Genomic DNA, 25647 nt, shown 5'->3' on the forward strand with positions numbered 1-25647 from the left:
CCGTATTGGACGGATCGGTGGTGGCGGCCCGACGATGGCGGTACACGGCTTATCGGGAGGTTCGACATGGATGCCAGGACACACGAATCCGGTTGCGGAGACGACATTCTCGACGCGGTACTGATCGGCGGCGGCATCATGTCGGCCACCCTCGGCGCGCTGCTGAGCACTCTCGCCCCCGACTGGTCGATCGCACTGTTCGAGCGCCTCGGGGAACCGGCGGGTGAGAGTTCGGGCGCGTGGAACAACGCGGGCACCGGGCACTCCGGGCTGTGCGAGCTCAACTACATGCCCGACCCGGACGACGCGAGCGCCGCCGCGCGGATCGCCGAGCAGTTCGCCCTGTCCCGGCGGTTCTGGTCGGCGCTGGCCGCGCGCGGCGCGTTCCCCGACCCGGACGCAGCCGGCGCGTCGGCCGAGCGCAGTCCCCTCGGGGCCTTCCTGACATCGACGCCGCACGTGACCGTGGTCTTCGGCGACCGCGATATCGCTTACCTGCGGCGTCGCTGGGCCACCCTGCGCGAGCTGCCCGCCTTCGCCGAGATGGAGTACACCGAGGATCGCGCGGTGATCGGTGCGTGGGCGCCGCTGCTGGTGCGCGGACGGGCCGACGACGAACCGATGGCGGCGACCCGGCACACCGGCGGTACCGATATCGACTTCGGCGCCCTCACCAGGGCGTTGCTGGCGACGATGACCGAGGCGGGCAATCCGGTGCGGTTGCATCGCGAGATCACCGGCTTGCGGCGCGGCGCCGACGGGCTGTGGACCGTGCGTGGGCGCGATCTGGATTCCGGGCGGACGTTCCGGGTTCGCACCCGGTTCGTGTTCGTCGGCGCGGGCGGTTACGCGCTGCGGCTGCTGCAGCGGGCCCGGCTGCCCGAGGTGCGCGGGTACGCGGTGCTGCCGATGGGCGCGCAGTTCCTGCGGACCGGTGATCCCGATGTGGTCGCCGAGCACGAGGCGAAGGTGTACAGCCAGGCCTCGCTCGGCGCGCCGCCGATGTCGGTGCCGCATCTGGATCGGCGGGAGGTCGACGGGTCGGCCGCGTTGATGTTCGGCCCGTACGCCACTTTCAGCACCCGGTTGCTGCGCCACGGGTCCCTCACCGACCTGTTCACCACCGTGCGCCCGCACAATGTGGTGCCACTGTTGTCCGCGTGCTTGCGGAATCTGCACCTCGGGCGCTATCTGCTCGGTCAGCTGCTGGCTTCGCGTCGGGACAAGTTCGCCGAGCTGCGGCGGTTCTATCCCACCGCCGACGCCGCCGACTGGGAACTGATCCAGGCCGGGCAGCGCGCGCAGCTGGTGAAACCCGACGGGCGCTTCGGCGGGGAACTCCAGTTCGGCACCGAACTCGTCACCGGGGCCGACGGTACGATCGCCGGTCTGCTCGGCGCCTCCCCCGGCGCCTCCATCGCCCCCGACATCATGCGCGATCTGCTCGATCGCTGCTTTCCCGCGCGACGCCACGAGTGGGCGCCGTTGCTCACCGAGCTCCTGCCGGACGCCCCGGAGGCGAATTCGGCGGGGATTCCGTTGGCTACTGCGCTCTCCCTTGTCGCCCAACAGATTTCGCTGGACGATGCCTCCAGCGACAGCTGACACTCCGGCAACCGCGCGCCCTGGAATGGTCACCGCGCCGCAGGCTCGCTCAGGGGTGAGGCACGCACCGAGTTCTAGGGGTCGTCCCACGGGTGAGCCAGGGGTGAGGTCGGCATAGTACGGCGGTAGGGGTACCCGGACCGTTCCGCAGCGGGAGGTGCTGGGGCGCACGGCATTTCTACCGTCGGGACATGGCGACGATCGACCTCACCCACACCCTGTCCCGCTTCCGGCTCCAGACCGGGCCGAGGAGCGAGCAGGCACCCTGGCACGGCCCGCTGTTGGTCAATTCGGCCCTGATGTCCGCGCTGGTCGTGGTGTCGATGATCGGCATGGTCGTCGACCACCGGTTGCTGCTCGGTGAATCGGTGTGGCTCAAACCGGCGAAGTTCGGTTTCGCGTTCGCCGTCTACGGCATGACGCTGGCCTGGATACTGCGGTTGCCGCATCGGGGTCGGCGGGCCACCTGGTGGCTCGGTACCGTCTTCGCGGTCACCGGGGTGCTCGACGTCGGCTTCATCGCGCTACAGGCGGCGCGCGGGACCTTCAGCCATTTCAATACCGCCGCCGATCCGGTCAACCAGATCGGCCAGCAGGTCTTCGCCTCCGGTGTCCCCGGCCTGTTCCTGGCGAATCTCGTTCTGGTGGTGATCATCTCGTGGCAGAAGCTCACCGATCGTCCGACCGCGATCGCCTTGAAGGCCGGATTGTGGCTGGCGGTGGCAGGCATGATGCTCGGGTATCTGATGGGCTTCACCGGCGCACAGCTGGTGCGTCAGGCCGACGGCACCGTGATCGGGTTGATGGCGGGGCACACGGTCGTGCCGGGCTCCCCCGCCGACGCCGCCCGAGACGGGCTCGGCGCGATGCCGATCACCCACTGGAGTACCACCGGTGGCGATCTGCGGATCCCGCATTTCGTCGGACTGCACGGCATCCAGGTGCTGCTGGTCCTGGCCGTCGCACTGACCGCGCTCGCCGCCCGCTATCGGTGGCTGCGGACCGAGCGGACCCGCGCCGCACTGGTCGGCGTCGCCGCCATGGGGTACGCCGGACTGCTCACTCTCGTGTTCTGGCAGGCACTGCGCGGTCAGCCCCTCACCGCTCCCGACCTCGCCACGGTCGGCGCGACGCTCGGGCTGACCGGGTTCGTCGCCGCCGGTGTCACCGCGATCTACCTACGTTCCCGCGAGACACCGGCCGACCCGGCCTAGCCCCTGTCAGCGCAGGCGTTCGGCTTCCTTGGTCAACTGCACGAGCGTCGCACTCAGCTGCGCCAGCTCGGCCTGATCCGCGCCCTCGGCCACAGCCGTCGCCACGTCCTCGGCCGCGCAGCGCGCCGCGAACCACCGATCGGCCAGGTCGGCGGCCTCCTGGGCGGTGAGCACCACCGCGTCCTCGGGAATCCCCGTCCCCTTGAGACTCGTGCGGTGTTCGTAGGCACGTTGCCGACACGACTGACGGCAATAGCGGCGACGCCGACCCGATTCGGAATCGACGATCTCCCGCCCGCACCACGAGCAGGACAGCAGGCGACTGCGCGACATGCTGCGAAACCCTAGCGGCCCCACGACCGATCCGGCGGTTCAGGTCTCGCTGAGCGGGCACTCACCCAGTGGGTCCGACGGCCACCCCGGCCGTAGCGACTACAATGGAACAGTTCAGTCTTCCCGCGCGTTGAACGGTAGTACCACGTACCGGTTGTCGGCCGCCTCGATCTGGACTGACCAGAGGGTGCGGGGAACAGGCCGACAACCACGCGGCGCCAGCCGCCAAAGACACAGGAGCACACATGGCAGATCGCGTACTCCGGGGCAGTCGGCTCGGAGCGGTGAGCTACGAGACCGATCGCGACCATGACCTGGCCCCGCGCCGGATCGCCCGCTACCGCACCGACAACGGTGAGGAATTCGACGTCCCGTTCGCCGACGACGCGGAGATCCCGCCCACCTGGTTGTGCCGTAATGGCCAGGAGGGGCAGCTCATGGAGGGCACCTCGGTCGAAACCAAGAAGGTGAAGCCGCCGCGCACCCACTGGGACATGCTGCTGGAGCGTCGCAGCAAGGAGGAGCTCGAGGAGCTGCTCAAGGAGCGCCTCGACCTGCTCAAGTCCCGCCGCCGCGGCTAGCCACCGGCGACAACGGCGAAGGCCGCCTCCCCTCGGGAAGGCGGCCTTCGCCGTTTCATCTCGTCAGTGACTGGCTACTTTTCGGTACTGCAGCAACGCAGCGGGCATGGCGACGGCCAGGATGACCAGCGAGCAGATCACCGCGTAGAGGATGCAGTTGTCGGCTGCCCAGCCGGTGGCCGGGGCGAACGACGGCGGTGCGGAGTTGTCGAACAGTTTGCGCCCGGCGGCCGAGACGGCGGTGATCGGATTCCATTCGGCGATGGTGCGCAGCGGACCGGGCAGGGTCTCGGCGGAGATGAACGCCGAGGAGATGAACGACAGCGGGAACATCCAGATCAGGCCCGCGCTCTGCGCCACCTCGACGGTCGGCGAGATGAGCCCGGTCAACGCGCCGACCCAGGACATGGCGAAGGCGAACAGCAGGATGATGGCGAAGGCCAGTGCGGCGTCGGCGATGCTGCCGTTGATCCGCCAGCCCACGATGTACCCGCAGATCACCATCACCCCCAGGCTCGCCACATTGACCACCAGATCGGACAGTGTGCGGCCCATCAGCACCGCGAGCCGCGACATCGGCAGCGTTCGCATCCGGTCGATGATCCCCTTCTGCAGGTCACCGGCCAGCCCGACCGTGGTGAACGCGGCGTTGAACGCCACGGTCTGGGTGAAGATGCCCGCGAGCAGGAACTCGCGGTACTGGTCACCGCCCAGGGACGCGCCGAAGATGTAGGCGAAGAGGAACACGAACATCAACGGTTGGATGGTCGCGGTCACCAGCAGCGTCGGCACCCGCAGGATGGTGAGCAGGTTGCGGTAGGCCACGATCGCGCTGTCGCGCAGGAACCGGGCCCGCGGCGGGGTCTGGTCGGCGGCAGCGGGCCGCGAGGAGCCCGGGGTGATGGGCATTTCGCGGGTGTCGTTGTCCGCCTCGACGTCGGGGGCCACGCTCACGACAGGATCTCCTCTGGCACGTCGTCGGTTTCGGGTTCGGTGGCCGGTTCGGCCGGGGTTCCGGTGAGCGAGAGGAACACGTCGTCGAGGGTCGGGCGGACCACGACGGCGTCGAGCACGCACACCCCCGCGTCGTCGAGCCGGCGCAGGGCCTCGACCATCGTGCGGGAACCGTTACCGACCACCACCGATACTTCGTCGCTGCCCGGCTCGTGGATCGGCGTGCCGACACCCACCTGATCGAGGACCGAGACCGCGAGGTCGGGACTCTGCCCGGCGGCCAGGGTGACCGTGAGCCGGTCGCCGCCGATGGAGGTCTTGAGTTCGTCGGCGGACCCACGGGCGATGACGGTGCCCTTGTCGATCACGGTGATCCGGTCGGCGAGCAGGTCGGCTTCCTCCAGGTACTGGGTGGTGAGCAGCACCGTGGTGCCGTCGTCGACGAGGTCGCCGATCACCTTCCACATATCCAGGCGCCCCCGGGGATCGAGGCCGGTGGTCGGTTCGTCGAGCACGACCACCGGCGGCCGTGCGACGAGAGAACCGGCCAGGTCGAGGCGCCGGGCCATACCGCCCGAGTAGGTGCCCGCGCGTCGGCTCGCCGCGTGGTCGAGACCGAGCGCGGTGAGCAATTCCTCGGCACGTTCGGTGGCCTGCTTCTTCGACATGCCGTAGAGGCGCGCCACCATGCGCAGGTTCTCGTATCCGGTCAGGTTCGCGTCGACCGCCGCGTACTGGCCGGACAACCCGAGGCGGGTGCGGGCCGCGGCCGGATCGGCCAGCACATCGACCCCCGCCACGCGCACCGTGCCCGCGTCGGGGCGAAGCAGGGTGGTGACGATCCGCACGGTGGTCGTCTTGCCCGCGCCGTTGGGCCCGAGCAGGCCGAGCACCGTGCCCGCCGGTATCTCGAGGTCGATCTCCTTCAGTACGCGCACCTTGCCGAAACTCTTGGCGAGGCCGCGCACTTCTACCGCCAGACTCACGGACGCATCTCCTTCTCGGCGCCGCCGCACACGGTGATCCCGGGCACCCCGTCGAGGTGGCGGTGCAGCACGGGGCCGATCGCCGCCAGCGCCTCCGGTGTGGTCATCGCCGCGTGCCTGCAGGGCAGGTCGTGGTTGTGGATGGTGCCGGTGACGAACTGTTGCCAGGAACCGGCCCGCCTGGCGGGATCGGCGGCATTGATCTCGTCCGCCGCCGCGGTGAAGAACAGCAGATCGCCGTCGAAGGTGCGCGGCCGGAACGCGTTGGCCATCACCGTCCCGTCGGCGTACCCGGTGTAGAGGCGTTGCAGATTGTCCACCGACAGTGCCGCGAACGGCCCCGGCTGTGCCCGCAGCAGATCGGCCGCTTCGTGCAGGTCGAGGTCGGCGGGCAGTGGTGCGCCGTCGACGAGGTCGGCACCGAACTCGCCGAGGATGTCGGCGACGCTCGGCATCGCGGTGTCGAGCCAGCGGTCGCCGAGCTGGTAGCTGTCCATCATCGCCAGCAGCGCCACGTCCTCGCCCAGTTCCTGCAGCTGCACCGCGATCTCCTGGGCGATGAGCCCGCCGAGCGACCAGCCGAGCAGGTGATACGGCCCGTGCGGCTGGATCGCCCGGATATTGGCCACGTAGTGACCCGCGGCCTCCGGGATGGAGGTGAAGCTGTCCTGACCGGACACGTGCGGGGCCTGCAGCCCGTACACGGGACGATCGGGAGCCAGGTGTGCGAGCAGCCCCGAGTAGCACCAGGCCAGGCCGATGGCCGGGTGCACACAGAACAGCGGGGTGTCATGCGGCCCGGTCGACGGGCGGATCGGCAGCACCGGTTCCAGGGCGGCGGCCATCACGTCCGCCGGGTCCGCGCCGTCGAGCCGGGCGGCGATGGCGGCCGGTGTGGCATCGCCGAACATCATCTGCACCGGCATCTCGTAGCCCTGCTCCCGCAGTGCCGCGACGACTTTGGTGGCCAGCAGCGAGTTGCCACCCAGTTCGAAGAACCCGTCGTCGGCGCCGACCCGCTCGACACCGAGCACCTCGGCGAAGGCGGCACACAGCGCCACCTCGGCAGGCGTCACCGGCGCGCGGTACCCGCCCGAGGCGGTGAACACCGGTTCGGGCAGCCGGGCACGGTCGAGCTTGCCGACCGGGCTGAGCGGCACCTCGTCGAGCAGCATGATCGCCTGCGGCACCATGTAATTGGGCACGTGCGCACCGATGTGCTCGAGCAGTTCGGGCACCGTCGGCGACGCGCCCGCGCGGGCCTTCACATACGACACCAGCGCGGTGACCCCGGCCTGAGTGGTGTGCCCGACGGTGAGCGCCAGCTCCACGTCGGGGTGCCGGGCGAAGGCCACGTCGATCTCGCCGAGTTCGATCCGGAACCCGCGCACCTTTACCTGGTGGTCGGTGCGGCCGACGTATTCCACGTCGAGCGCCGACTTCCTGCCGTCACGCCAGCGCACCAGGTCACCGGTGCGGTACATGCGTTCACCGGGCGCACCGTAGGGATTGGCGACGAAACGCTGCGCGGTGAGCCCCGGCCGATTGTGGTAGCCGCGGGCCAGCGCCGCACCGGCCAACTGCAATTCGCCCGTGACGCCGATCGGGGTGGGGTGCAACCGCCGGTCGAGCACCGTGGCCGAGACACCGCGGATGGGACCGCCGATGGTGATCGGACCCTGCGGGCTCATCGGTTGCGGCATCAGGGTGACGATGGTCGTCTCGGTCGGCCCGTAGACGTTGTAGAAGTTGCGCCCCGGCGCCCAGCGGGCGAGCAGGTCCGGCGGCAGCGCCTCACCACCGGTCAGGATGTGCGCGAGCGAATGCACACCCGTCGGATCGACGGTGCCGAGCGCCGCGGTGGTGATGAAGGCGTGCGTGATCCGCTCCCGGATGAACAGCTGACGCAGTTCTTCGCCACCGACGATGCCCGCGGGCGTGATGACGAGGGTGCCCGCCCCACCGAGCGCGAACAGGATGTCGAGCATCGACCCGTCGAAGCTCGGGGTGGCGAAGTGCAGCACCCGGCTGCCCGGTCGCACGTCGTAGCGGTCGGCGCATTCGGCGGCGAAGTTCGAGATGCCGCCGTGGGTGACCACCACACCCTTCGGGGTGCCGGTCGACCCGGAGGTGTACACCACGTAGGCCGGGTTGGCCAGGCGCAGCGGCCGGACCCGGTCCGCGTCGGTGATCGGCGCGTCGTCGGTGCCGAGCACGGTGGCGCGGGTGTGCGGGTCGTCGAGCACCAGCCACCGGCAGTCACCGGGCAGCTGGTCGCGGTGCGCGAGCAGGGTCAGCCCGATCGCGGCGCCGGAGTCGGTGAGCATGTGGCTGATCCGCTGCGCCGGGTAGTTGGGATCGACCGGTACGAACGCGGCCCCGGCCTTGGCGACGGCCAGCATGGTCGCCACCGACTCCACCGAGCGCGGAATACCGAGCGCGACAAGGCTTTCCGGGCCGATGCCCTGTCCGATGAGCAGCCGGGCGAGCCGGTTGGTCCAGCGGTCGAGGGCGTCGTAGGTGACCACGGTGTCGCCCGCGCTGAGCGCCACACCGTCGCGGGCCCGCGCCGTCGCGGCGTCGAACACCTCGGCCAGGGTGACCGGGGTGTCGGGCCGGGCACCGTGGACGGGTGCCAGCGCGGTCCACTCGACCGCGTCGAGCAGGGCCAGGTCGCCGACGGCGGTGTTCGGGTCGGCGGCGACAGCGGTGAGCAGCCGCACCAGGCGGTCGCCGAGGCGGCGCGCGGTGACCTCCTCGAACAGGTCGGCGGCGTAGTTCACCGACAGGGTGATGCCGTCACCGACGCGATCACCGGTCTGGGTCTCGGTGAAGGTGAACTGCAGATCGAACTTGGCGATGCCGGCGTCGGCGTCGACCGCCTCGATCCGCAGGCCGGGCAGTTCCAGCATCCGCACCGGGTTGTTGCGCACCGAGAGCATCACCTGGAACAGCGGGTGATGCGCCTGCGAGCGCGCGGGATTGAGCACCTCGACCAGCCGCTCGAACGGCAGGTCGGCATGGGCGAAGGCGTCGAGGTCGCGGTCGCGCACGGTGCGCAGCAGGTCGACGAAGGCGCGGTCGTCGGACACCTCGGTGCGCAGCACAAGGGTGTTGACGAACATGCCGATCAGCGCGTCGAGCGCCGGATGACCACGTCCCGCGCTGGCGGTGCCGACGACGATGTCGTCGGTGCCCGTCACCCGGTGCAGCAGCACCGCGAGCGCGGCGTGCAGCACCATGAACATGCTGACGTTGTTGGCGGCGGCGATCCCGCGCAGCGCCCGGTGGGTGGCGGCGTCGACCGCGCAGTCCACGGTGCCGCCCCGGTAGGAGGGCACCGGCGGGCGCGACCGATCGGCGGGCACGGTGAGCAGTTCGGGCAGCCCGTCGAGGGTGTCGCGCCAGTGATCGAGCTGCTTGCGGATCAGCGAGTTCTCGTCGTCCTCGGTGCCGAGCAGCTGCTGCTGCCACAGCGTGTAGTCGGCGTACTGGATCTCGGGGATCGGTTCGCCGAACGGTTCACCGGCGCGGATGCCACGGTATGCGGCGGCCACCTCGGCGGCGAGCGGTTCCAGCGACCACCCGTCCATGGCGATGTGGTGCACCACCAGCACGAGCACGTGCTCCTGAGACCCGGCGACGGCCAGTTTGGCCTGGGCGGGCACCGGCAGCCCGGTGCGGTCGACGGTGATGAGCGCGGCCCGCAACGGCACCGAGACCGACAGGTCGAAGCCAGGTGCGGCGAAACGGGCGACGGCGGCGTCGACCTCGTGCGGTGTCGCACTCGCATGGAAGAGAGTGACCGCCGCGATCTGCGGGTCGAGCACCAGCTGCTGCGGCTCGCCCGCCGTTTCCGGGAACACCGTGCGCAACGTCTCGTGCCTGCGTTGCACCGTGTGCAGGGCGGCGATGAGTGCGTCGAGGTCGATCGGACCGTGCAACCGCAGCACCACCGGGATGTTGTACGCACCGGCGGACTGGTCCTGCGCACCGGCGTTGAACCGGTTGAGGAACCACAGCCTGCGCTGGGCCGCCGAGAGCGGGATCCGTTCCGGGCGATCCTGTTTCACCAGGTCCGGGCGGCCTTCGTCACCGGACGGCCCGGTCTCCACCAGCGCCGCGAGCTCGGCGACGGTCGGTGCGGCGAACACGGTACGCACCTCGAGGCGCACATTGCTCGCGGCCGCCAGCCGGGCGACCAGCTGGGTGGCCAGCAGCGAGTTGCCGCCGATGTCGAAGAAGCTGTCGGTGGCCGACACGTCCTCGACGCCGAGCAGATCGGCGAACACCCTGGCCACCAGGCGTTCGGACTCGGTGCGCGGGGCGCGGCCCGCCGCGACGGTGAATTCTGGTTCGGGCAGTGCCGTCCGGTCGAGCTTGCCGACGGGTGTGAGCGGCACGGCGTCGATCAGGTTCAGCGAGGCCGGAACCATATGCCCGGCCAGGTGTTTGACGGCGTGATTGCGCACGTCGGCCAGATCGGCCGGGACCGCGTCTTCACCCAGCTGCACCCAGGCGACGATCCGGTCGTCACCCGCGATGGTGCGCACCTCGGTGTGGGCGAAACGGACATCGGGATGGCTGCCGAGCACGGCACTGATCTCACCGAGCTCGATGCGGAAACCACGCACCTTCACCTGGTGGTCGCTGCGGCCCAGGTAGTCCAGTTCGCCGGTGGCGGTCCAGCGCACCACGTCGCCGGTGCGGTACATCCGGCTGCCCGCGGGCCCGCACGGGTCGGCGACGAAGCGCGACGCGGTGAGCCCGAACCGCTGGTGGTAGCCCTGGGCGATACCCGCACCACCGATGTAGAGCTCACCGGGAACCCCGGTCACGACCGGTTTCAACCGCTCGTCGAGCACCAGGGCCCGCGATCCGCGCACCGGTGTACCGATGGTCACCGGCACACCCACCCGCAGCTCCGACATGGCCGCGATGACGGTGAACTCCGTCGGCCCGTAGGCGTTGACGAATCGGCGCCCGGGCGCCCAGTTCTCCACCAGATCCGGCGGCACGGCCTCGCCACCGGCCATCAGCCCGCGCAGGCGCGGCAGCGGCCAGCGGCTCGCATCGATCGAGGCGAGTACGGCGGGGGTGAGGAAGGTGTGGGTGATCTCCTCACGCTCCAGCAGGGCGCCGAGTTCGTCGCCGCCGTAGACGTCGATCGGGCCGATCACCATCTCCGCGCCGGAGTACACCGCGAGCAGCATGTCGAGCACGGAGACGTCGAAGCTCGGGGTGGAGAAGAAGAACGTCCTGGCGAACCGGTCGAGGCCCATCCGCTCGCGCAGATCGAGCGCGAGGCTGACCAGACCACCGTGGGTGACGGTGACGCCCTTGGGCAGACCGGTGGAACCGGAGGTGTAGATCTGGTACGCCAGGTCGGCGGTGTGGATGGGGCGGATGCGTTCGGCATCACGGATCGCGGCGTCGTCGTATCCGGCCAGCTCGGTGTGCAGGTCGGGATCGTCGACCAGCAGCCATCGAGTGTCGAGCGGTCCGGCGGCCTCGCGCAGGGCGGGGGCGTCGGCGCTCGTGGTGAGCACGGCGCGCGCACCGGAGTCGGTGAGCATGTGCCGCACCCGGTCGGCCGGGTAGCGCGGGTCGACGGGCACGAACGCGGCACCGCTCGCGGCGACACCGAAGATGGCGAGCGCGCAGTCCAGCGACCGGGTGAGGCCGACGGCGACCCGATCGCCGGTGCCGATGCCCCGTGCGATGAGGGCGCGACCGAGCCGGTGGGCACGTCGGGCCACCTCGTCGTAGTCGAGTTCACCGACCTCGCCCGCCACGCTGCCGCCGGCGAACCACCGCAGCGCGGGCCTGTGCGGGTACCAGTCGGCGGCCCGGTCGATGATGTCGGACAGCACCACCGGGGTGACCAGCGCCGGACCCTGCGCCGGGACGAGCGCGCGATGTTCGGCGACGGTGAGCTGGTCGATATCGGACACCAGCCTGCGCGGGTCGGCGGTCACCTGGGTGAGGATCGCCGCGAACCGGGTGGCCAGCGTCTCGATCGTCGCCCGGTCGAAAAGCTCGGTGGAGTAGACGAATTCGAAGCGCTGTCCGTCGCCGTCGGGGGCCACCCGCAGTTCCAGGTCGAACTTGGCGCGGGCGATGTCGAGTTCCTCGGCGCGCAATCGCAAGCCCGGCAATTCCAGTTCCGGTGCGCTGTCGTCCTGCATGCTCAGCGCCACCTGGAACAGCGGGTGCCGGTTGTTGGCCCGGCTGTCGCGGCCGAGCGCGTCGACGACCCGTTCGAACGGCAGGTCGGCGTGCGCGAGCGCGGCCAGCTCCGAATCGCGGTCGGCGTGCAGCAGTTCGGTGAAGCTGGCGCCGGGGTCGACGTCGGAGCGCAACACGAGGGTGTTGACGAACATGCCGACCAGCTCGTCGAGCTGGATGTCGGTGCGTCCGGCGACCGGGGTGCCGATCGGGATGTCGCGACCGCCGGTGACCCCGCGCAGCAGCACCGCGAGCGCCGAACGGACGACCATGAACAGGCTGACACCGGTCTCGGCCGCCAGCTCCTCCATCGCCTCACGCAACGGCGCCGACACCGGGCACACCACGGTGGCCGCCGTGCCGACCGGTTCGGCCGGACGCGGTCGGTCGAACGGCAACGGCAGTTCGTCGGGCAGTTCGGCCAGTGTCTCGCGCCAGAACGCGAGCTGGGTGGCGGCGATGCTGTCCGGGTCGTCCTCGGCGCCGAGCACGGCCCGCTGCCACAGGCTGAAGTCGGCGTACTGCACCGGCAGCGGTTCCCGCACCGGAACGCTGCCACCGGCACGCGCCACGTACGACACCGCGAGATCCTTGGTCAACGGGCCGAGCGACCACCCGTCCGCGGCGATGTGGTGCACGACCACGCCGAGCAGGTATTCCTGAGTCCCGGTGCGCAGCAACGAGACTCGCAACGGCGTCTCGTGGGTCAGGTCGAAGCCCTGCCTGGCGAACTCGGCGAGCATCTCCTCGGCCCGTGCGGGTTCGGTGTCGACGGGCTCGATCGCCGGCACCGACCCGGCCGTCGGCAAGACCACCTGCTGGGCGCCGGAGAGGTCCTCGGGAAAGACCGTGCGCAGCACCTCGTGCCGCTGCACCAGGTCGGTGACCGCGCCGCGCAATGCGTCGATATCCAGATCGCCGCCGATTCGCAAGACGAAAGCGATGTTGTAGGCGCTGGATTCGGGCGACAATCGGTTGAGGAACCACAGTCGTTGCTGCGGCAGCGACAGTGGTATGCGTCCCGGGCGCGGGGTGTGTACCGCCAGCGCCACCCGCTGCGTCCGGGGCGCTTCCGCGATCAAACCGGCGATGCCCGCCACCGTCGGCGCCTCGAAGATCTGGCGCACCGGCAAATCGACCTCGAAGTCGGCGTGCAACGCCGCGGCCAGCCGGGTGGCGAGCAGCGAATTGCCGCCGATGTCGAAGAAGCTGTCCTCCGCGCCGGGCACCGGCCTGCCGAGGATCTCGGTGAACACCGCGGCCACCCGCATCTCGAGGTGGGTACGCGGAGCGCGCGATCCGCCTGCTGCCGCGAATTCCGGTGCGGGCAGGGCCTTTCGGTCCAATTTGCCCGCCGGGGTCACCGGCATCCGGTCGAGCACCGCCAGCGCGGCGGGCACCATGTAACCGGGCAGTCTGCCGCGCGCGGTGTCGAGCACGGCCGCCGGTTCGATCGGCCCGTCGGCGGTGACGTAGGACGCGAGCCGCTGCTGACCGTGATCGTCGACGTGCACCACGGTCGTCGCCGAGCGCACTCCCGGGTGTTCGCGCAGCACATGGTCGATCTCGCGCAGCTCGATACGGAAGCCACGGATCTTGATCTGGTCGTCGGCGCGCCCGAGGAAACGCAGGCGACCGGTGGCGTCGGCGACCACGAGATCGCCGGTCCGGTACATCCTCTCGCCCACACGGCCGTGCGGATTCGCGACGAAGCGCTGCGCGGTGAGCCCGAGTTTGCCCAGGTACCCACGCGCTACACCGGGACCGGACACATACAGTTCGCCCGGAGTCCCCGGCGGCACCGGGTGCAGCCGGGAATCGAGGACGAACAAGCGCATCCCGCGCACGGGCGCACCGAGCGGCACCGGCTCGCCGGGCACCATGGCTGCGCTCGCGGTGACCGCGACGGTCGCCTCCGACGGGCCGTACATGTTGTGCATCCGGTATCGACCGGCCCAGGTGTCGACCAGTTCGTCGGAGCAGGCCTCGCCGCCGACGATGACGGTGTTGAGTTCGGGGAACTCACCGGCGGGCACGGTCGCCAGGGCGGCCGGGGTGATGAACGCGTGCGTGATCCGTTCCGAGCGGAGGAATCCCGCCAGTTCGGCGCCGCCGTACAGGTCGGCGGGAGCGACGACGACGGTCGCGCCCGCGGCGAAGCCGAGCAGCAACTCCAGCACCGACGCGTCGAAACTCGGTGAGGAGAAGTGCAGGGTACGGGCGGCATCGGTCACCCGGAACAGCTGGGTCTGCTCGCTGGCCAGCGACGAGATGCCCGCATGGGTGACGACAACCGCCTTGGGCAGGCCGGTGGAGCCCGAGGTGTAGATCAGGTACGCGGGCTGGGTCGGCCGCATCGGGTGCGTGCGCTCGATATCGCGCACAGGCGCGGCCGAGCGGTGTGCGCAGTCGGCTTCGAAGGCTGCGGTCCCGAACACCAGCCATTCCGGCGCCCGGCGGTGCTTGCCGACGGTGGTCGGCAGCGCGGCGAGGTGTTCGGGCAGGGTGAGCCCCAGCACCGCCCCCGAGTCGCCGATCATGTGCGCGATGCGCTCGCTGGGGTACGCCGGGTCGACCGGCACGTACGCGGCACCGGTCTTGGCGACCGCCCAGATGGCGATGATCGATTCCAGCCCACGCGGCAACGCCACCGCCACCACCGACTCGGGGCCCGCGCCGTGCGCGATCAGGCTGCGCGCCAACCTGTTCGAGCGCTCGTCGAGCTCCCGGTAGGTCGTGTCGAGCCCGAGATAGCGCACCGCGGCCGAATCGGGCAGGCGCTGGGCGGTATCGGCGAGCAGGCGGGCGAGGGTGTCGGCCGGTTCGGCCGGTGCGCCCGCCACGGGCACGAGCCGCGCGATCTCGCGACGGTCGAGCAGCGGCAGATCACCGATCGGTTCCTGCGGCGCGGCCAGCGCGGACCGCAGCATGGTGGTGAACCGGCGGGCGATGGCCTCGACGGTCGAGCGATCGAAAACATCGGTGGCATACCCGAATTCGGCGTGCAGCGGCCCGTCACCGTGGTTGTCGCGTACCTCGAGCTGCAGATCGAACTTGGCGACACCGGTCTGCACCGGCACGAGTTCGGCGGCCACACCGGGCAGTTCGACGCGCAGCTCGGGGGTGCGGTCGTAGGACAGCATCACCTGGAACAGCGGATGCCGGTTGGTCGACCGGTCCGGGTTCACCAGTTCGACGAGCCGTTCGAAGGGCACATCGGGGTTGGCGAAGGCGTCGAGGTCGGTTTCGCGGACCTGGTCGAGCACCCGGTCGAAACCGGCGCCGAGGTCGACATCGGTGCGCAGCACGAGGGTGTTGACGAACATGCCGACGAGTTCGTCGAGCGCCGGATCGGAGCGTCCCGCGATCGGGGTGCCGATGGTGATGTCGGTGCTGCCGCACACGCGCGCGAGCACGGTGGCCAGCGCGGCGTGCAGCACCATGAACATGCTCACCCCGCGGCCGCTGGCGAGCTGGCTTGCCGCGCGGCGCGTTTCGGCATCGATGGTGAAGGCGACCGTGTCGCCGCCGGTGGTCCGTCGCAGCGGGCGCGGGCGGTCGAGCGGCAGGTCGAGCTGATCGGGCAGCCCGGCAAGAGCCCGGCGCCAGTGCCCGAGCTGACGCCCCAGCGGTGCCTCCGGGTCGGTCTCGTCACCGAGCAGTTCCCGTTGCCACAGTGCGAAATCGGCGTACTGCACGGGCAGCGGCGTCCACCGTGGCGCGTTGCCCTCGGCGCGGGCGGCGACGGCGGTCATCAGATCCCTGGCCAGCGGAGCTACCGACCAGCCGTCACCGCAGATGTGGTGCAGCACCACGACCAGCAGATGCTCGTCCGGGGCCAGGCGGTACAGCACCACCCGCAGCGGAGTCTCGCCGCGCAGGTCGAAGCCGCGCCCGGCGACCTCGGCGACGAGGTCGTCGATGCGGCCGTCCCCGTCGTGCGCGACGAGATCGGGTGCCACGGCGGCGGCGGGATGGATCAGCTGGTACGGCCCCTCCGGGCCGTCGGGGAAGCTGGTGCGCAGGCTTTCGTGGCGGTCGAGCACGTCTCGGAGGCCGGCCCGCAGGGCGGCGAGGTCGAGCCGACCGGTCAGCCGCAGCGCCAGCGGCATGTTGTAGGCGGCGGCGTGTTCGGCGAACCGGTTGAGGATCCAGAGCCGCTGCTGGGCCAGCGACAGCGGCACCCGTTCCGGCCGGGTCGCGGGAACCAGCTCGGGCGTGGAGGTCTCGGGCCGGTGGGTGCTGATGTACTCGGCCAGCGACGCGATGGTCGAGGCCTCGAACAGATGCCGGATGCTGATGCTCGCGTCGAGGGTGGTGTTGATCCTGGCGACGGCGCGCGCGGCGACGAGCGAGTTGCCGCCGAGGTCGAAGAAGCTGTCCTGCACGCCGATTCCGGTGCCGTCGAGGGCGAGCACCTCGGTGAAGATCTCGGCGAGCGCGCATTCCAGCTCGGTCTGCGGTGCGTCCGCCCCGGTGGTCACCCGCACACCCACCTCGGGGGCGGGCAGTGCCTTGCGGTCGACCTTGCCGTTGGCACTCAGCGGCAGTTCGTCGAGCACGACCAGCGCCGAGGGCACCATGTAGGAGGGCAGCGCCCGGCGCAGCGCCGCCATCAAGGCCGCCACCTCCGGTGCGGCGGCGCCCGGTGCGGCGACCACATAGGCGACGAGTTCGTCGTCGCCGGTGCGGCTGGTCCGCGCCACGCAGACGGCACGGGCGACACCGTGCTGGGCGAGCAACGCGGACTCGACCTCGCCGAGCTCGATGCGCAGACCACGGATCTTGACCTGGAAGTCGGTGCGCCCCAGGTATTCCAGGACGCCGCCGTCGAGCTGCCAGCGGGCCAGGTCGCCCGTGCGGTACATGCGTTGCCCGGGGGTGAACGGGTTGGCGACGAACCGATCGGCCGTCAGATCGGGCCTGCCGAGGTAGCCGCGCGCCAGCTGGGTGCCCGCGAGGTACAGCTCGCCGACCACGCCGGGCGGGACCGGGCGCAGCTGCGGATCGAGCACATAGGTCTTGGTGTTCCACACCGGCGAGCCGATCGGCACGGTGGTCGCCCCGACCGGGCACGGCCAGTAGGTGACGTCGACAGCGGCCTCGGTCGGCCCGTACAGGTTGTGCAGCTCCGGCCCGCGCAGCGCGGCATGGAAGTCGGCGACGGTGGCGCCGGGCAGCGCCTCACCGCTGCAGAACACCCGCCGCAGGTTCGCACCGCCGCGCACGCGCGGATCGGTGACGAACAACGACAACATCGACGGCACGAAATGCGCTGTGGTGACCGACTTCTCGGTGATGATTCGCGCCAGGTACGCCGGATCGCGGTGCCCGCCGGGTGCGGCGACGACCAGCCGAGCCCCGACCTGCAACGGCCAGAAGAACTCCCAGACCGACACGTCGAAGGTGGCCGGGGTCTTCTGCAGCACGGCGTCGCTGTGGTCGAGCGGGTATTCGGCCTGCATCCACCGCAGCCGGTTGACGATGGCGGCGTGCGTGACCGCCACACCCTTCGGCTTACCGGTGGATCCCGAGGTGAAGATGACGTAGGCCGGGTGTTCGGGCCGCAGCGGCGCACGGCGGTCGGCGTCGGTGATGGGGGCGATGTCGTGCCCGGTGACGTCGAGCGTGTCCAGATCCACGCGCACAGCACCTGCGGGCAGCCGCACACCATCGCGAGCGGCGGTCAGCACACACACCGGTTCCGCCTGTGCCACAACGGCATCGATGCGATCGACCGGATGCTCCGGATCGATCGGCAGGTAGGCGGCGCCGGTGGCGAGCACGGCGTACATACCGATCACCATCTCGATGCTGCGGTGCAGGCACAAGCCGACGGTGGTCTCCGGGCCCGCACCGCGCGCGATGAGTTCGCGGGCCAGCTGGTTCACCCGTTCGGACAGTTCGGTGTAGCCGATGGCGCGGTCACCGTACTCGAGCGCGACGGCGTGCGGGCTGCGTCGCACCTGGTCGGTGAACAGCGAGACGAGCGTGCCGGTGGGCACCGGGATCTCGGTGGCATTCCATTCCCGCAGCACGCGTTCGCGTTCGGTCGCGGTGATGGCGTTGAGCGCGTGAGCCGGGCTGTCGGGGGCGGCGGCCAGGAACCGGGCGAGGAAGTCCAGGTAGCGGGCGTGATGCGCCGAATTCTCGGTCTCGCCGTAGAGGCGGGGGTTGGCCTCGAAGTCGAGCTGGATGCGGCCGCCGTCGCCGTTGTAGATATTGATGGACAGGTCTTCGACAGGGCCGGTCGCCAGCACGTGCAGCTGACCGGTGATATCACCGAATTTCAGCTCGTCGTGGAACAGCATGATGTTGACCATCGGCCCGAAGAACCCACGTGCGTCGCGCGAGTAGCCGCAGTCGCGGCGGATGTCGTCGGAGCGGTAGCGCTGGTGCCGCAGGGCGCCGGTGATCTGCAGTTCGGTCTGGCGCACCACATCGGCGACGGTGGTGTTCTCGTCGAAACGCACGCGCAGCGGAACGACGTTGGACACCACACCCGCCGAGCGGCGCAACGCCACGGTGGTGCGCGCCGAGACGGGCAGGCTCAGCACCACGTCGGGATTGCCGGTGACCGAGCGGACGTAGGCGGCGAGGGCAGCGACGATGAGCGCGGAATTGGCCGAATTGTGCGCGGTGATCGCCTGCGTGAGCAGGGTGTCGAGGTCGGTGTCGAGCACGGCGGTCGCGCGGTGACGGCCGGGGTCGTGGGTGTCGCCGGTCGCCGTCACCGACGACAGAGTCATCGGCTCGCCGACACCGGCGAGTTGCTGCATCCAGTACTCGCGGTCGGCGTGGAATCGGCTGGACTCGCGGTAGCGCGACTCGTCGGCGTAGAGGTCGACCAGTGCGGCGGCGCGCGACACGGAGGGCTCGCGCTGCTCGCCGACCGCGGTGTAGATCTCGGCGGTGCGCGCGAGCGCGTTCATCGCCCCGTATCCGTCGATCACGATGTGGTGACCGCGCTCATACCAGAACCAGTCGCGCTCCCCGATACGCAGCACCACATTGATGGTGAGCGGCTCGTTCTCCATGTCGATGGGCGTGCTGGCGTGCTCGTTCATCCACCGTAGTGCGGCCGCGCGCGGATCGGGCTCGCCGCGCAGATCGATACGGGCCCAGCCGGGCCGCCAACTCGGATCGACGCGCTGATGGGGTACGCCGTCGATCTCGAGTAGGCGCACGTGTCCCACCTGGGATTCGGCGCCGAATCGCTCGATGGCGTAGAGCAGCCTGCCCGGGTCGAGATCGCCGTGCAGTTCCACGTAGTGCGCGATCGTGAGCGGAATGTCGGGCCTGATCCGTTGCGCGTACCACAGCGCCGTCTGACCGGGCGACAAAGCGAACGGCTGGCTCGAGTCCTCGTCGGTGACGCATGAGCTGACGCGGTCGGTGGCCAATGAACTCATCAAGCACTCCGTTCTGGTGTGTCACGACTCCCCGAGCAGCGCCCGGGCACACGACGGCCCAGGGCGTGGCTATCCACGCCCATGATTCGGAGTACTCCGGCGGCCGGATGGCTACCGATCTGGATTTATTTCGCGCTCAACGAATTACACCCCTGTAGCAGCAACTCGATGCCGCTTCCCCCGGGTTAAAACAAACCGCTTATTCAGAATTTCCTGAGCCGCGCATAACCTGCGTCTGGTTAGCTCGGCGGCGGCGGGCCAAGAGCAGTCCCGCGCCGATCGCGGTCAGGATAACGGACGCCAGTTCGGGCGCCGCACCGGTCCTGGTCGCGATCGTCGCCGTGTCGCGCAATGGTAGCTGGGCGACCAGCGCCGCGGGGACGACTTGGTCGGAGTGCTGCGTGAGAGTGCCGTCGGCGGTGATGATTCCACTGACCCCGGTGGTTGCCGCGACCACGAGCGCCCGTCCGTGTTCGACCGCGCGCACCCGCGACATCGCCAATTGCTGATACGTCATTTCACTCTCGCCGAAGGTGGCGTTGTTGGTCGGGACAGTCAGCAATTGCGCGCCCGCGGCAAGGGATTCCCGGAATGCCCGGTCGAAGGCGACCTCATAACAGGTAGCGACGCCGATTCGGACATTCGCGGCAGTGACGGTGCCGTCGCCGTGGCCGGGTACGAAATACCCCGCACGATCGGCATAGGAAGAGAACAAACGGAAGAAACTTCGCATCGGCAGGTATTCGCCGAACGGTTGGATGATTTTCTTGTCGTGGCGCTCCCCCGGTCCGGCGGCACCGTTCCAGACGATCACCGAGTTGGTGGTGGTCCGGTCGCCGTTCACCAGGACCGCGCCGACGAGGATCGGGGCACCGATGCGCTCGGAGGCGCGGGTGATGACGGCGGCGGCGTCGGCATTGCGCAGCGGGTCGATATCGGAGGAGTTCTCGGGCCAGATCACGATGTCGGGTTTGCGCTCCAGGCCGCGTGCGACGCTGTCGGCCAGTTCCTCGGTGCGCCGGACGTGGTTGTCGAGGACGGCGCGGCGCTGAGCGTTGAAGTCGAGGCCGAGCCGGGGCACGCTGCCCTGGATGGCGGCGACCGTGATCGTGCGCAGACCGTCGTCGGGGGCGGGCAGGGTGGGGCGCAGCGCGAGCCCGGCCAGCGGCGCGACGATCACGGCGAGACCGGTCAGCGCGATGCCCTTGTCGACAGTGCGCTGTCCGGCGCGCACCCGCAGCACGAGGGCGGCGAGCGCGGTGCCGGTGAGGGCCACCGCGAAGCCGATCAGCGGGGCGCCACCGTAGGCCGCCAGGGGCAGGTACCACCCGTCGGCCTGCCCGAAAGCGATTCTCCCCCACGGGAATCCCCCGAAGGGAACATTCGAGCGCGCCCATTCGGTCGCCGTCCACGCCAGCGCCAGCCACACGGGCCATCCGCGGAGTCCGCCGAGCCACCGCGCGAGCACGCCCCAAAGCCCGAAGAACACCGCGCACGCCGTCGACAACGCCAGCCACGGCACGGGGCCCACGTAGATCCCGGTCCACGGCAGCAACGGCAGGAAGAACGCCAACCCGCCGAGCATCCCGTACCCGAACGCGGCCCGCACCCTGCTCGTTCCGTGGACGGCGAGCGTCAGCAGCGCGACGGCGAACGGCGCGAGAAACCACAGCGGCCGCGGCGGAAAACTGGCGAACAGCAGCACCCCACCGAGCACCGCCAGGGCCATCCGCCCGAACACGGCCCCAGCCGTCGCCGTCCCCACCGCTCGATCGGAACCGGCATCGCCTTCCCGCCCCGCGCTCCGCTCCGACGGCGACGTGCCGTCAGGTCCGTGAGTATCGCTCGTTTCGGATGCGGGCCGGTGCGTCGACCTTCCCGGCTCAGTGGAGCGGACGTCGACAGTGCCCGCTTCCGGCACGGAAGGACTTTCGTGCTCCTTGTCGCCGGGATACGCAGGTCCCTCGGCCGGTCCCGATGGCTCGGTGGGTAGGGGCCGGTCGCCGGTGGCGGGGTCGATCATGCTGTCGCGCTCCGTGATTCGTGGCGGGTCGGCTCAGGCCGCGTAGATGGTCGTGCCGTTGTGCACGGTGCGCAGGCAGGTCGGCAGGGGCGCGTCCGGATCGAGGGCGGGCAGGCCGGGGACGCGCGAACGTGGGTCGGTCGACCAGCGCTGGACGGTGTCGGCGGCCGCGGCGACGACGAGATCGCCCGCGTCCCAGATCGCGTACGACGCGGGGGCACCGGGGACGAGGGTGCCCGCCATCCCGTCGCGGACACCGCCCGCGCGCCAGGCGCCACGGGTGGCGGCGGCGAAGGCGGCGCGCGGTGAGAGTCCGTGGCCGGAGGTGCGGTGGTGCACCGCGGCACGGATCTGCACCCAGGGATTCAGAGTCGTCACGGGGGCGTCGGAGCCGATCGCTAGGGAGATCCCGGCGGCCGCCATCGCGGCGAACGGATTGAGCCCGGCGGCGCGCTCAGCGCCGAGGCGGGTGGCGTACATGCCGTCGGTTCCGCCCCAGGCGGCGTCGAAGCCCGGTTGCACCGACAGGATCACTCCGAGCCGGGCGAGCTGTTCGATCGCGGCGGCGTCGGTCATCTCGGCGTGCTCGACCCGGTGCCCGCGCGCGGCGACGGCGGGGCCGCCGAGTTCGCTCGAGACCCGGGCGAATCCGTCGACCACCAGGTCCATGGCCGCGTCGCCGATGGCGTGGAACCCGGCCTGGATCCCGGCTTCGGTGCAGGCGCGCAGGTGGTCGGTGACGGAATCGGCGTCGAGGAAGTTCTTCCCGCAGTCGGCGGCATCGGCGTACGGTTCGCGCAGCAGCGCAGTGTGTGAGCCGAGCGACCCGTCGACGAACAGGTCGCCGCCGAGTCCGTGCACGCCGAGTTCGCCGAGCAGCGCGCGCGCCTCGTCCGCGCCGCGCACGGCCTGGCCCCAGTAGGCGCGCACCTGCACGCCGTGGTCGAAGGCGAGCAGTTCACGCACGTCGTCGCGGCTCGAGATGTCGGGTCCGGCGCATTCGTGCACGGCCACGATGCCGTGCGCGGCGGCGCTGTCGAGGGCGGCGGTGCGGGCCGAATCCCGTTGGGCGCGAGACAGTCCGGCCAGGGCGACGGCACGTACCCGGTGGTGGGCGTCGGCGCGCAGCGGTTCGCCACGGTCGCCGGTCTCACCGGCGGCGTCGAGCAGCGCCGACGACGCGACGGCCGAGTGCGCGTCGATGCGCGCGAGGTAGACCGGCCTGCCCGGCCCGGCGGCCTCGTCGAGTTCGGCGACCGTCGGCGGCCGCTGCTCGGGCCAGGTGGTGTCGTCCCAGCCGTCTCCGATGATCACCCCGTCGGGCTGCCGCGCGGCGTGGGCGCGCACCGCGTCCAGGAGGTCGGCCAGCGAGCGCGCGCCGCGCAGATCCAGCCCGGTGAGCCGCAGTCCGAGGGCGGTGACGTGGACGTGCGGGTCGACGAACGCGGGCGCGACGAACGCGCCGTCGAGGTCGATGATCTCCGCGTCGGGGTGCATGGCACGCCCGGGCGCCTCGGCGCCGAGCCACACCACGGTGCCGTCGGTGACCGCCATCGCGGTCGCGTCCGGGGAACTGGAACTGTAGAAACGACCGCCGATCAGCAACTGGGTACTCACGGTGCCCCAGTCTGCCGTATCGGCGGATCGTCAGGTCGGCAGGGACAGCACGGCGCACACGTCGGCGTCGCCGAGTCCCGCCGGTGTGTGTCCGCCCGCTCGGGCGGCGATCAGTTCCAACCGCCACGCGGCGGTGGTGAAGTCCGACATCGACTGTCCGGCAGCGGTACTCGCTCGGCGTACCGCGTCGGCCAGTTCCTCGCTCACCGTGACGGTGATCTGCTCGGTGGCCATGCGGGTCACTGTAGACCGTCGGCGCGGGCCGGTCAGGCGGAACCCAGCGCGCGGGGGCCGCGGGTGTGACCGTCGTCGTACCACTGGCCGACGACGTCGCCGTCGACCACGTCACCCCCGGCGTCGACGACCACGCCACGGTAGGGCGAAGGCGCGAACGAGGGCAGCGGGCCGAAGCGCCGGGTGCCGAGCTTCTCGAGGACCGGGCGCAGCAGCGCGCGGGTGGGCGGGAACAGGGCGAGCAGCCCGAGCACCCCGGTGACCAGCCCCGGCACGAACAGCAGGACCGATCCGGTCGCGACGAGCAGCCCGTCGGCGACCGCGCTCTCCGCGCTCAACTCACCGCGCGAGGCCCGGCGGAACCGGTCGAACACCCGCCGCCCCTGTTTGGCGAGCAGGGCCAGTCCCACACCGGAGACCGCGACGAGCACCAGCAGCGCCCACCCGACCCCGATCACCTGGGCGAGGCCGACGAGAGCGGCGATCTCGACGACGAGGTAGAGCACGAACAGCAGGGCGGTCATGGTGATCCTTTCGGACGATCTACCCGTTCAACGCACGAGCACGCGTTTTTTCTCCCGGCCCGTGGCCGATCACTCACCCTCCGGGCCGCACCAGCCCGGTCTCGTACGCCAGCACCACCGCCTGCACCCGGTCGCGCAGCCCGAGTTTGGTGAGCACCCGGCCCACGTGTGTCTTCACGGTGGCTTCGGACAGGAACAGTGCGGCGGCGATCTCGGCGTTGCTCTGTCCGGCGGCGATCTGCTCGAGCACCTCGCGTTCGCGGACGGTGAGCACGTCGAGCACCGACGGGTCGCGCAGCCCGGCCGGGTCGTCGGCGACGAGGCGGTCGAGCAGGCGTTTGGTCACTTTGGGTGACACCACGGCGTCACCGGCGGCGACACTGCGGATCGCCGAGACGAGGTCTTCCGGCGGGGTGTCCTTGAGCAGGAAGCCGCTCGCCCCCGCGCGCAGCGCGCCGAGGGCGTGTTCGTCGAGGTCGAAGGTGGTCATCACGAGCACGCGCACGCCGTCACCGGCGGCGACGATGCGGCCGGTGGCGGTGACGCCGTCGACCACCGGCATGCGCACATCCATCAGCACGACGTCGGGACGTAGTTCCCCCGCACGGCGCACGGCTTCCTCGCCGTTGGCCGCTTCGCCGACGACCTCGATGTCGGGGTGGGCGCCGAGGACCATTTTCAGGCCCATCCGCATGAGTTCCTGATCGTCCACCACGAGCACACTGATCGGCATTCCCTCACCCTAACGGCCCGTTCAATCGGTTTCGGCGCGTAGCGGGAGGCGGGCGCTCACCTGCCAACGCCCGTCGGGCAGCTTGCCCGCGTGCAGGGTGCCGCCGAGCACCGCGACGCGTTCGCGCATGCCGACCAGGCCCATACCGCCACCGTGAATCGAGCTCTCCTGCACGGGAACTCCGCCGCTGTCGGTGATCTCGACCAGGATCTCCTCGGCGCCGCGCTGCACCCGCACCACGGCCTTGGCGCTCGCACCGGCGTGCCGGAGGGTGTTGGTGAGCGACTCCTGCACGATGCGGTGCACGCCGAGGCTCACCTCGGGAGCGATGTCGTCGAGTTCGCCGGTGAGCTCGAGGTCGACGGCCAGGCCGGCCTCACGCATCATCTGCGCCAGTTGCGCGATGCCCGCGCTGCCGTGCTGGGGCAGCAGTTCGGGTGCGTGCTCGGTGCGTAACAGGGCGACGGTGCGGCGCAGTTCGCGCAGGGCGTCGCGGCCGGTGCCCGCGATCGTCGACAGCGCGCGTTCGGCGGCGTCCGGGTCGGTGCGCAGGGCGTATTTCGCGCCGTCGGCCTGCACGATGATGACGCTCACCGCGTGCGCGACCACGTCGTGGAGTTCGCGGGCGATGCGGGTGCGTTCGGCGGCGACGGCCTCGTGGGCGCGGCGTTCCTTGTCGTAGTCGGCGACGGCGAGCCGCGCGGCGACCTCGGCGTCGTAGGCGTGCCGGGCGCCGTTGAACTCCGCCAGCGTCCAGCACAGCGCGTAGATGGCGCCGACGAGGATCAGGTCGCCGCCCTTGGGCTCCCGCACCAGCAGCACCGACAGACCCAGATCGAGGGCGAGGAAGCCGACATAGATCAGCCCGTCACGGCGTCCGACGTAGGCCACCAGCGTGTAGAGCATCACCCCGAGCCCGATCAGCGCCACGTGCGGTGCGGTGCTCTCGTTCAACAGGTAGGCGGTGAACGTGCACAGCAGCGACAGCACGAGCAACACCGCGGCCATCGCTCGCGGGTACAGACGGCGCAGCACCACCGGCAACGGCAACAGCACCGACAGCGCGAGGTAGACGACCTTGTTCCTGGCCTCGCCCACGCCGAGGACGTCGAAGCACAGCAGCATCGCCGCGAGGAGGGAGTCGGCGACGATGGGTCGGCCACGAAGCCACAGACTGAACCGGCGCACCGGCCAAGCCTAGGC

13 protein-coding genes are annotated in these 25647 nt (G+C 70.4%); 3 read left to right on the plus strand and 10 right to left on the minus strand.

All coding sequences use genetic code 11. From position 1 onward, the window contains the following. Positions 1 to 66 precede the first annotated feature (66 nt). Together mqo and LDL21_RS13410 are read left to right on the plus strand one after the other, a co-directional pair. Positions 67 to 1605: a malate dehydrogenase (quinone) gene (gene mqo / locus LDL21_RS13405; RefSeq protein WP_225280290.1), complete on the plus strand. Its 1539-nt coding sequence runs from the start codon at positions 67 to 69 to the stop codon at positions 1603 to 1605. 191 nt (positions 1606 to 1796) lie between these two features. Further along, positions 1797 to 2819 (plus strand): hypothetical protein, encoded by a 1023-nt coding sequence (locus LDL21_RS13410; protein WP_225280291.1) that lies wholly within the window; start codon positions 1797 to 1799, stop codon positions 2817 to 2819. A gap of 6 nt (positions 2820 to 2825) precedes the next feature. On the opposite strand, the gene LDL21_RS13415 is transcribed toward LDL21_RS13410, so the two are convergent. Further along, positions 2826 to 3152, minus strand: coding sequence for a hypothetical protein (locus tag LDL21_RS13415; protein ID WP_067492213.1), 327 nt, complete (start codon positions 3150 to 3152; stop codon positions 2826 to 2828). Between the two features lie 245 nt (positions 3153 to 3397). On the opposite strand from LDL21_RS13415, the gene LDL21_RS13420 reads away from it, so the two are divergent. After that, on the plus strand, positions 3398 to 3733 hold the full coding sequence (locus tag LDL21_RS13420; RefSeq protein WP_067492212.1) for an RNA polymerase-binding protein RbpA: 336 nt from the start codon (positions 3398 to 3400) through the stop codon (positions 3731 to 3733). Between the two features lie 63 nt (positions 3734 to 3796). Here the strand turns inward: LDL21_RS13420 and LDL21_RS13425 are convergent, their stop codons facing one another. The 9 genes from LDL21_RS13425 to LDL21_RS13465 form a co-directional block, all read right to left on the minus strand. Further along, a complete protein-coding gene (locus tag LDL21_RS13425; RefSeq protein ID WP_247606747.1) occupies positions 3797 to 4642 on the minus strand; it encodes an ABC transporter permease in 846 nt (281 codons plus the stop codon). 41 nt (positions 4643 to 4683) lie between these two features. Further along, positions 4684 to 5673, minus strand: a complete 990-nt coding sequence (locus LDL21_RS13430; protein WP_181696337.1) for an ATP-binding cassette domain-containing protein — start codon at positions 5671 to 5673, stop codon at positions 4684 to 4686. Further along, the gene (locus LDL21_RS13435) at positions 5670 to 19313 is read right to left on the minus strand and encodes a non-ribosomal peptide synthetase (RefSeq protein ID WP_225280293.1); all 13644 of its coding nucleotides are present in this window, start codon (positions 19311 to 19313) and stop codon (positions 5670 to 5672) included. Before LDL21_RS13435 ends, LDL21_RS13430 begins: the two co-directional genes overlap by 4 nt. A gap of 199 nt (positions 19314 to 19512) precedes the next feature. After that, positions 19513 to 21042 (minus strand): apolipoprotein N-acyltransferase, encoded by a 1530-nt coding sequence (lnt, locus tag LDL21_RS13440; RefSeq protein ID WP_225280352.1) that lies wholly within the window; start codon positions 21040 to 21042, stop codon positions 19513 to 19515. Positions 21043 to 21369: 327 nt separating this feature from the next. Next, positions 21370 to 22953, minus strand: a complete 1584-nt coding sequence (locus LDL21_RS13445) for an amidohydrolase (RefSeq protein ID WP_225280294.1) — start codon at positions 22951 to 22953, stop codon at positions 21370 to 21372. A gap of 30 nt (positions 22954 to 22983) precedes the next feature. Continuing rightward, positions 22984 to 23187, minus strand: a complete 204-nt coding sequence (locus tag LDL21_RS13450) for a hypothetical protein (protein WP_067492208.1) — start codon at positions 23185 to 23187, stop codon at positions 22984 to 22986. Between the two features lie 32 nt (positions 23188 to 23219). Next, complete coding sequence (locus tag LDL21_RS13455) at positions 23220 to 23711, minus strand: FxsA family protein (protein WP_225280295.1); 492 nt, start codon at positions 23709 to 23711, stop codon at positions 23220 to 23222. Between the two features lie 73 nt (positions 23712 to 23784). Further along, entirely contained in the window at positions 23785 to 24444 is a 660-nt protein-coding gene (locus LDL21_RS13460) for a response regulator (RefSeq protein ID WP_225280296.1), read from the minus strand. A 21-nt stretch (positions 24445 to 24465) separates the two neighbouring features. Then, complete coding sequence (locus LDL21_RS13465) at positions 24466 to 25632, minus strand: sensor histidine kinase (RefSeq protein WP_225280297.1); 1167 nt, start codon at positions 25630 to 25632, stop codon at positions 24466 to 24468. Between the last annotated feature and the right edge of the window lie 15 nt (positions 25633 to 25647).

It is taken from the genome of Nocardia rosealba (genome assembly GCF_020216065.1).
Lineage (GTDB): Bacteria > Actinomycetota > Actinomycetes > Mycobacteriales > Mycobacteriaceae > Nocardia > Nocardia rosealba.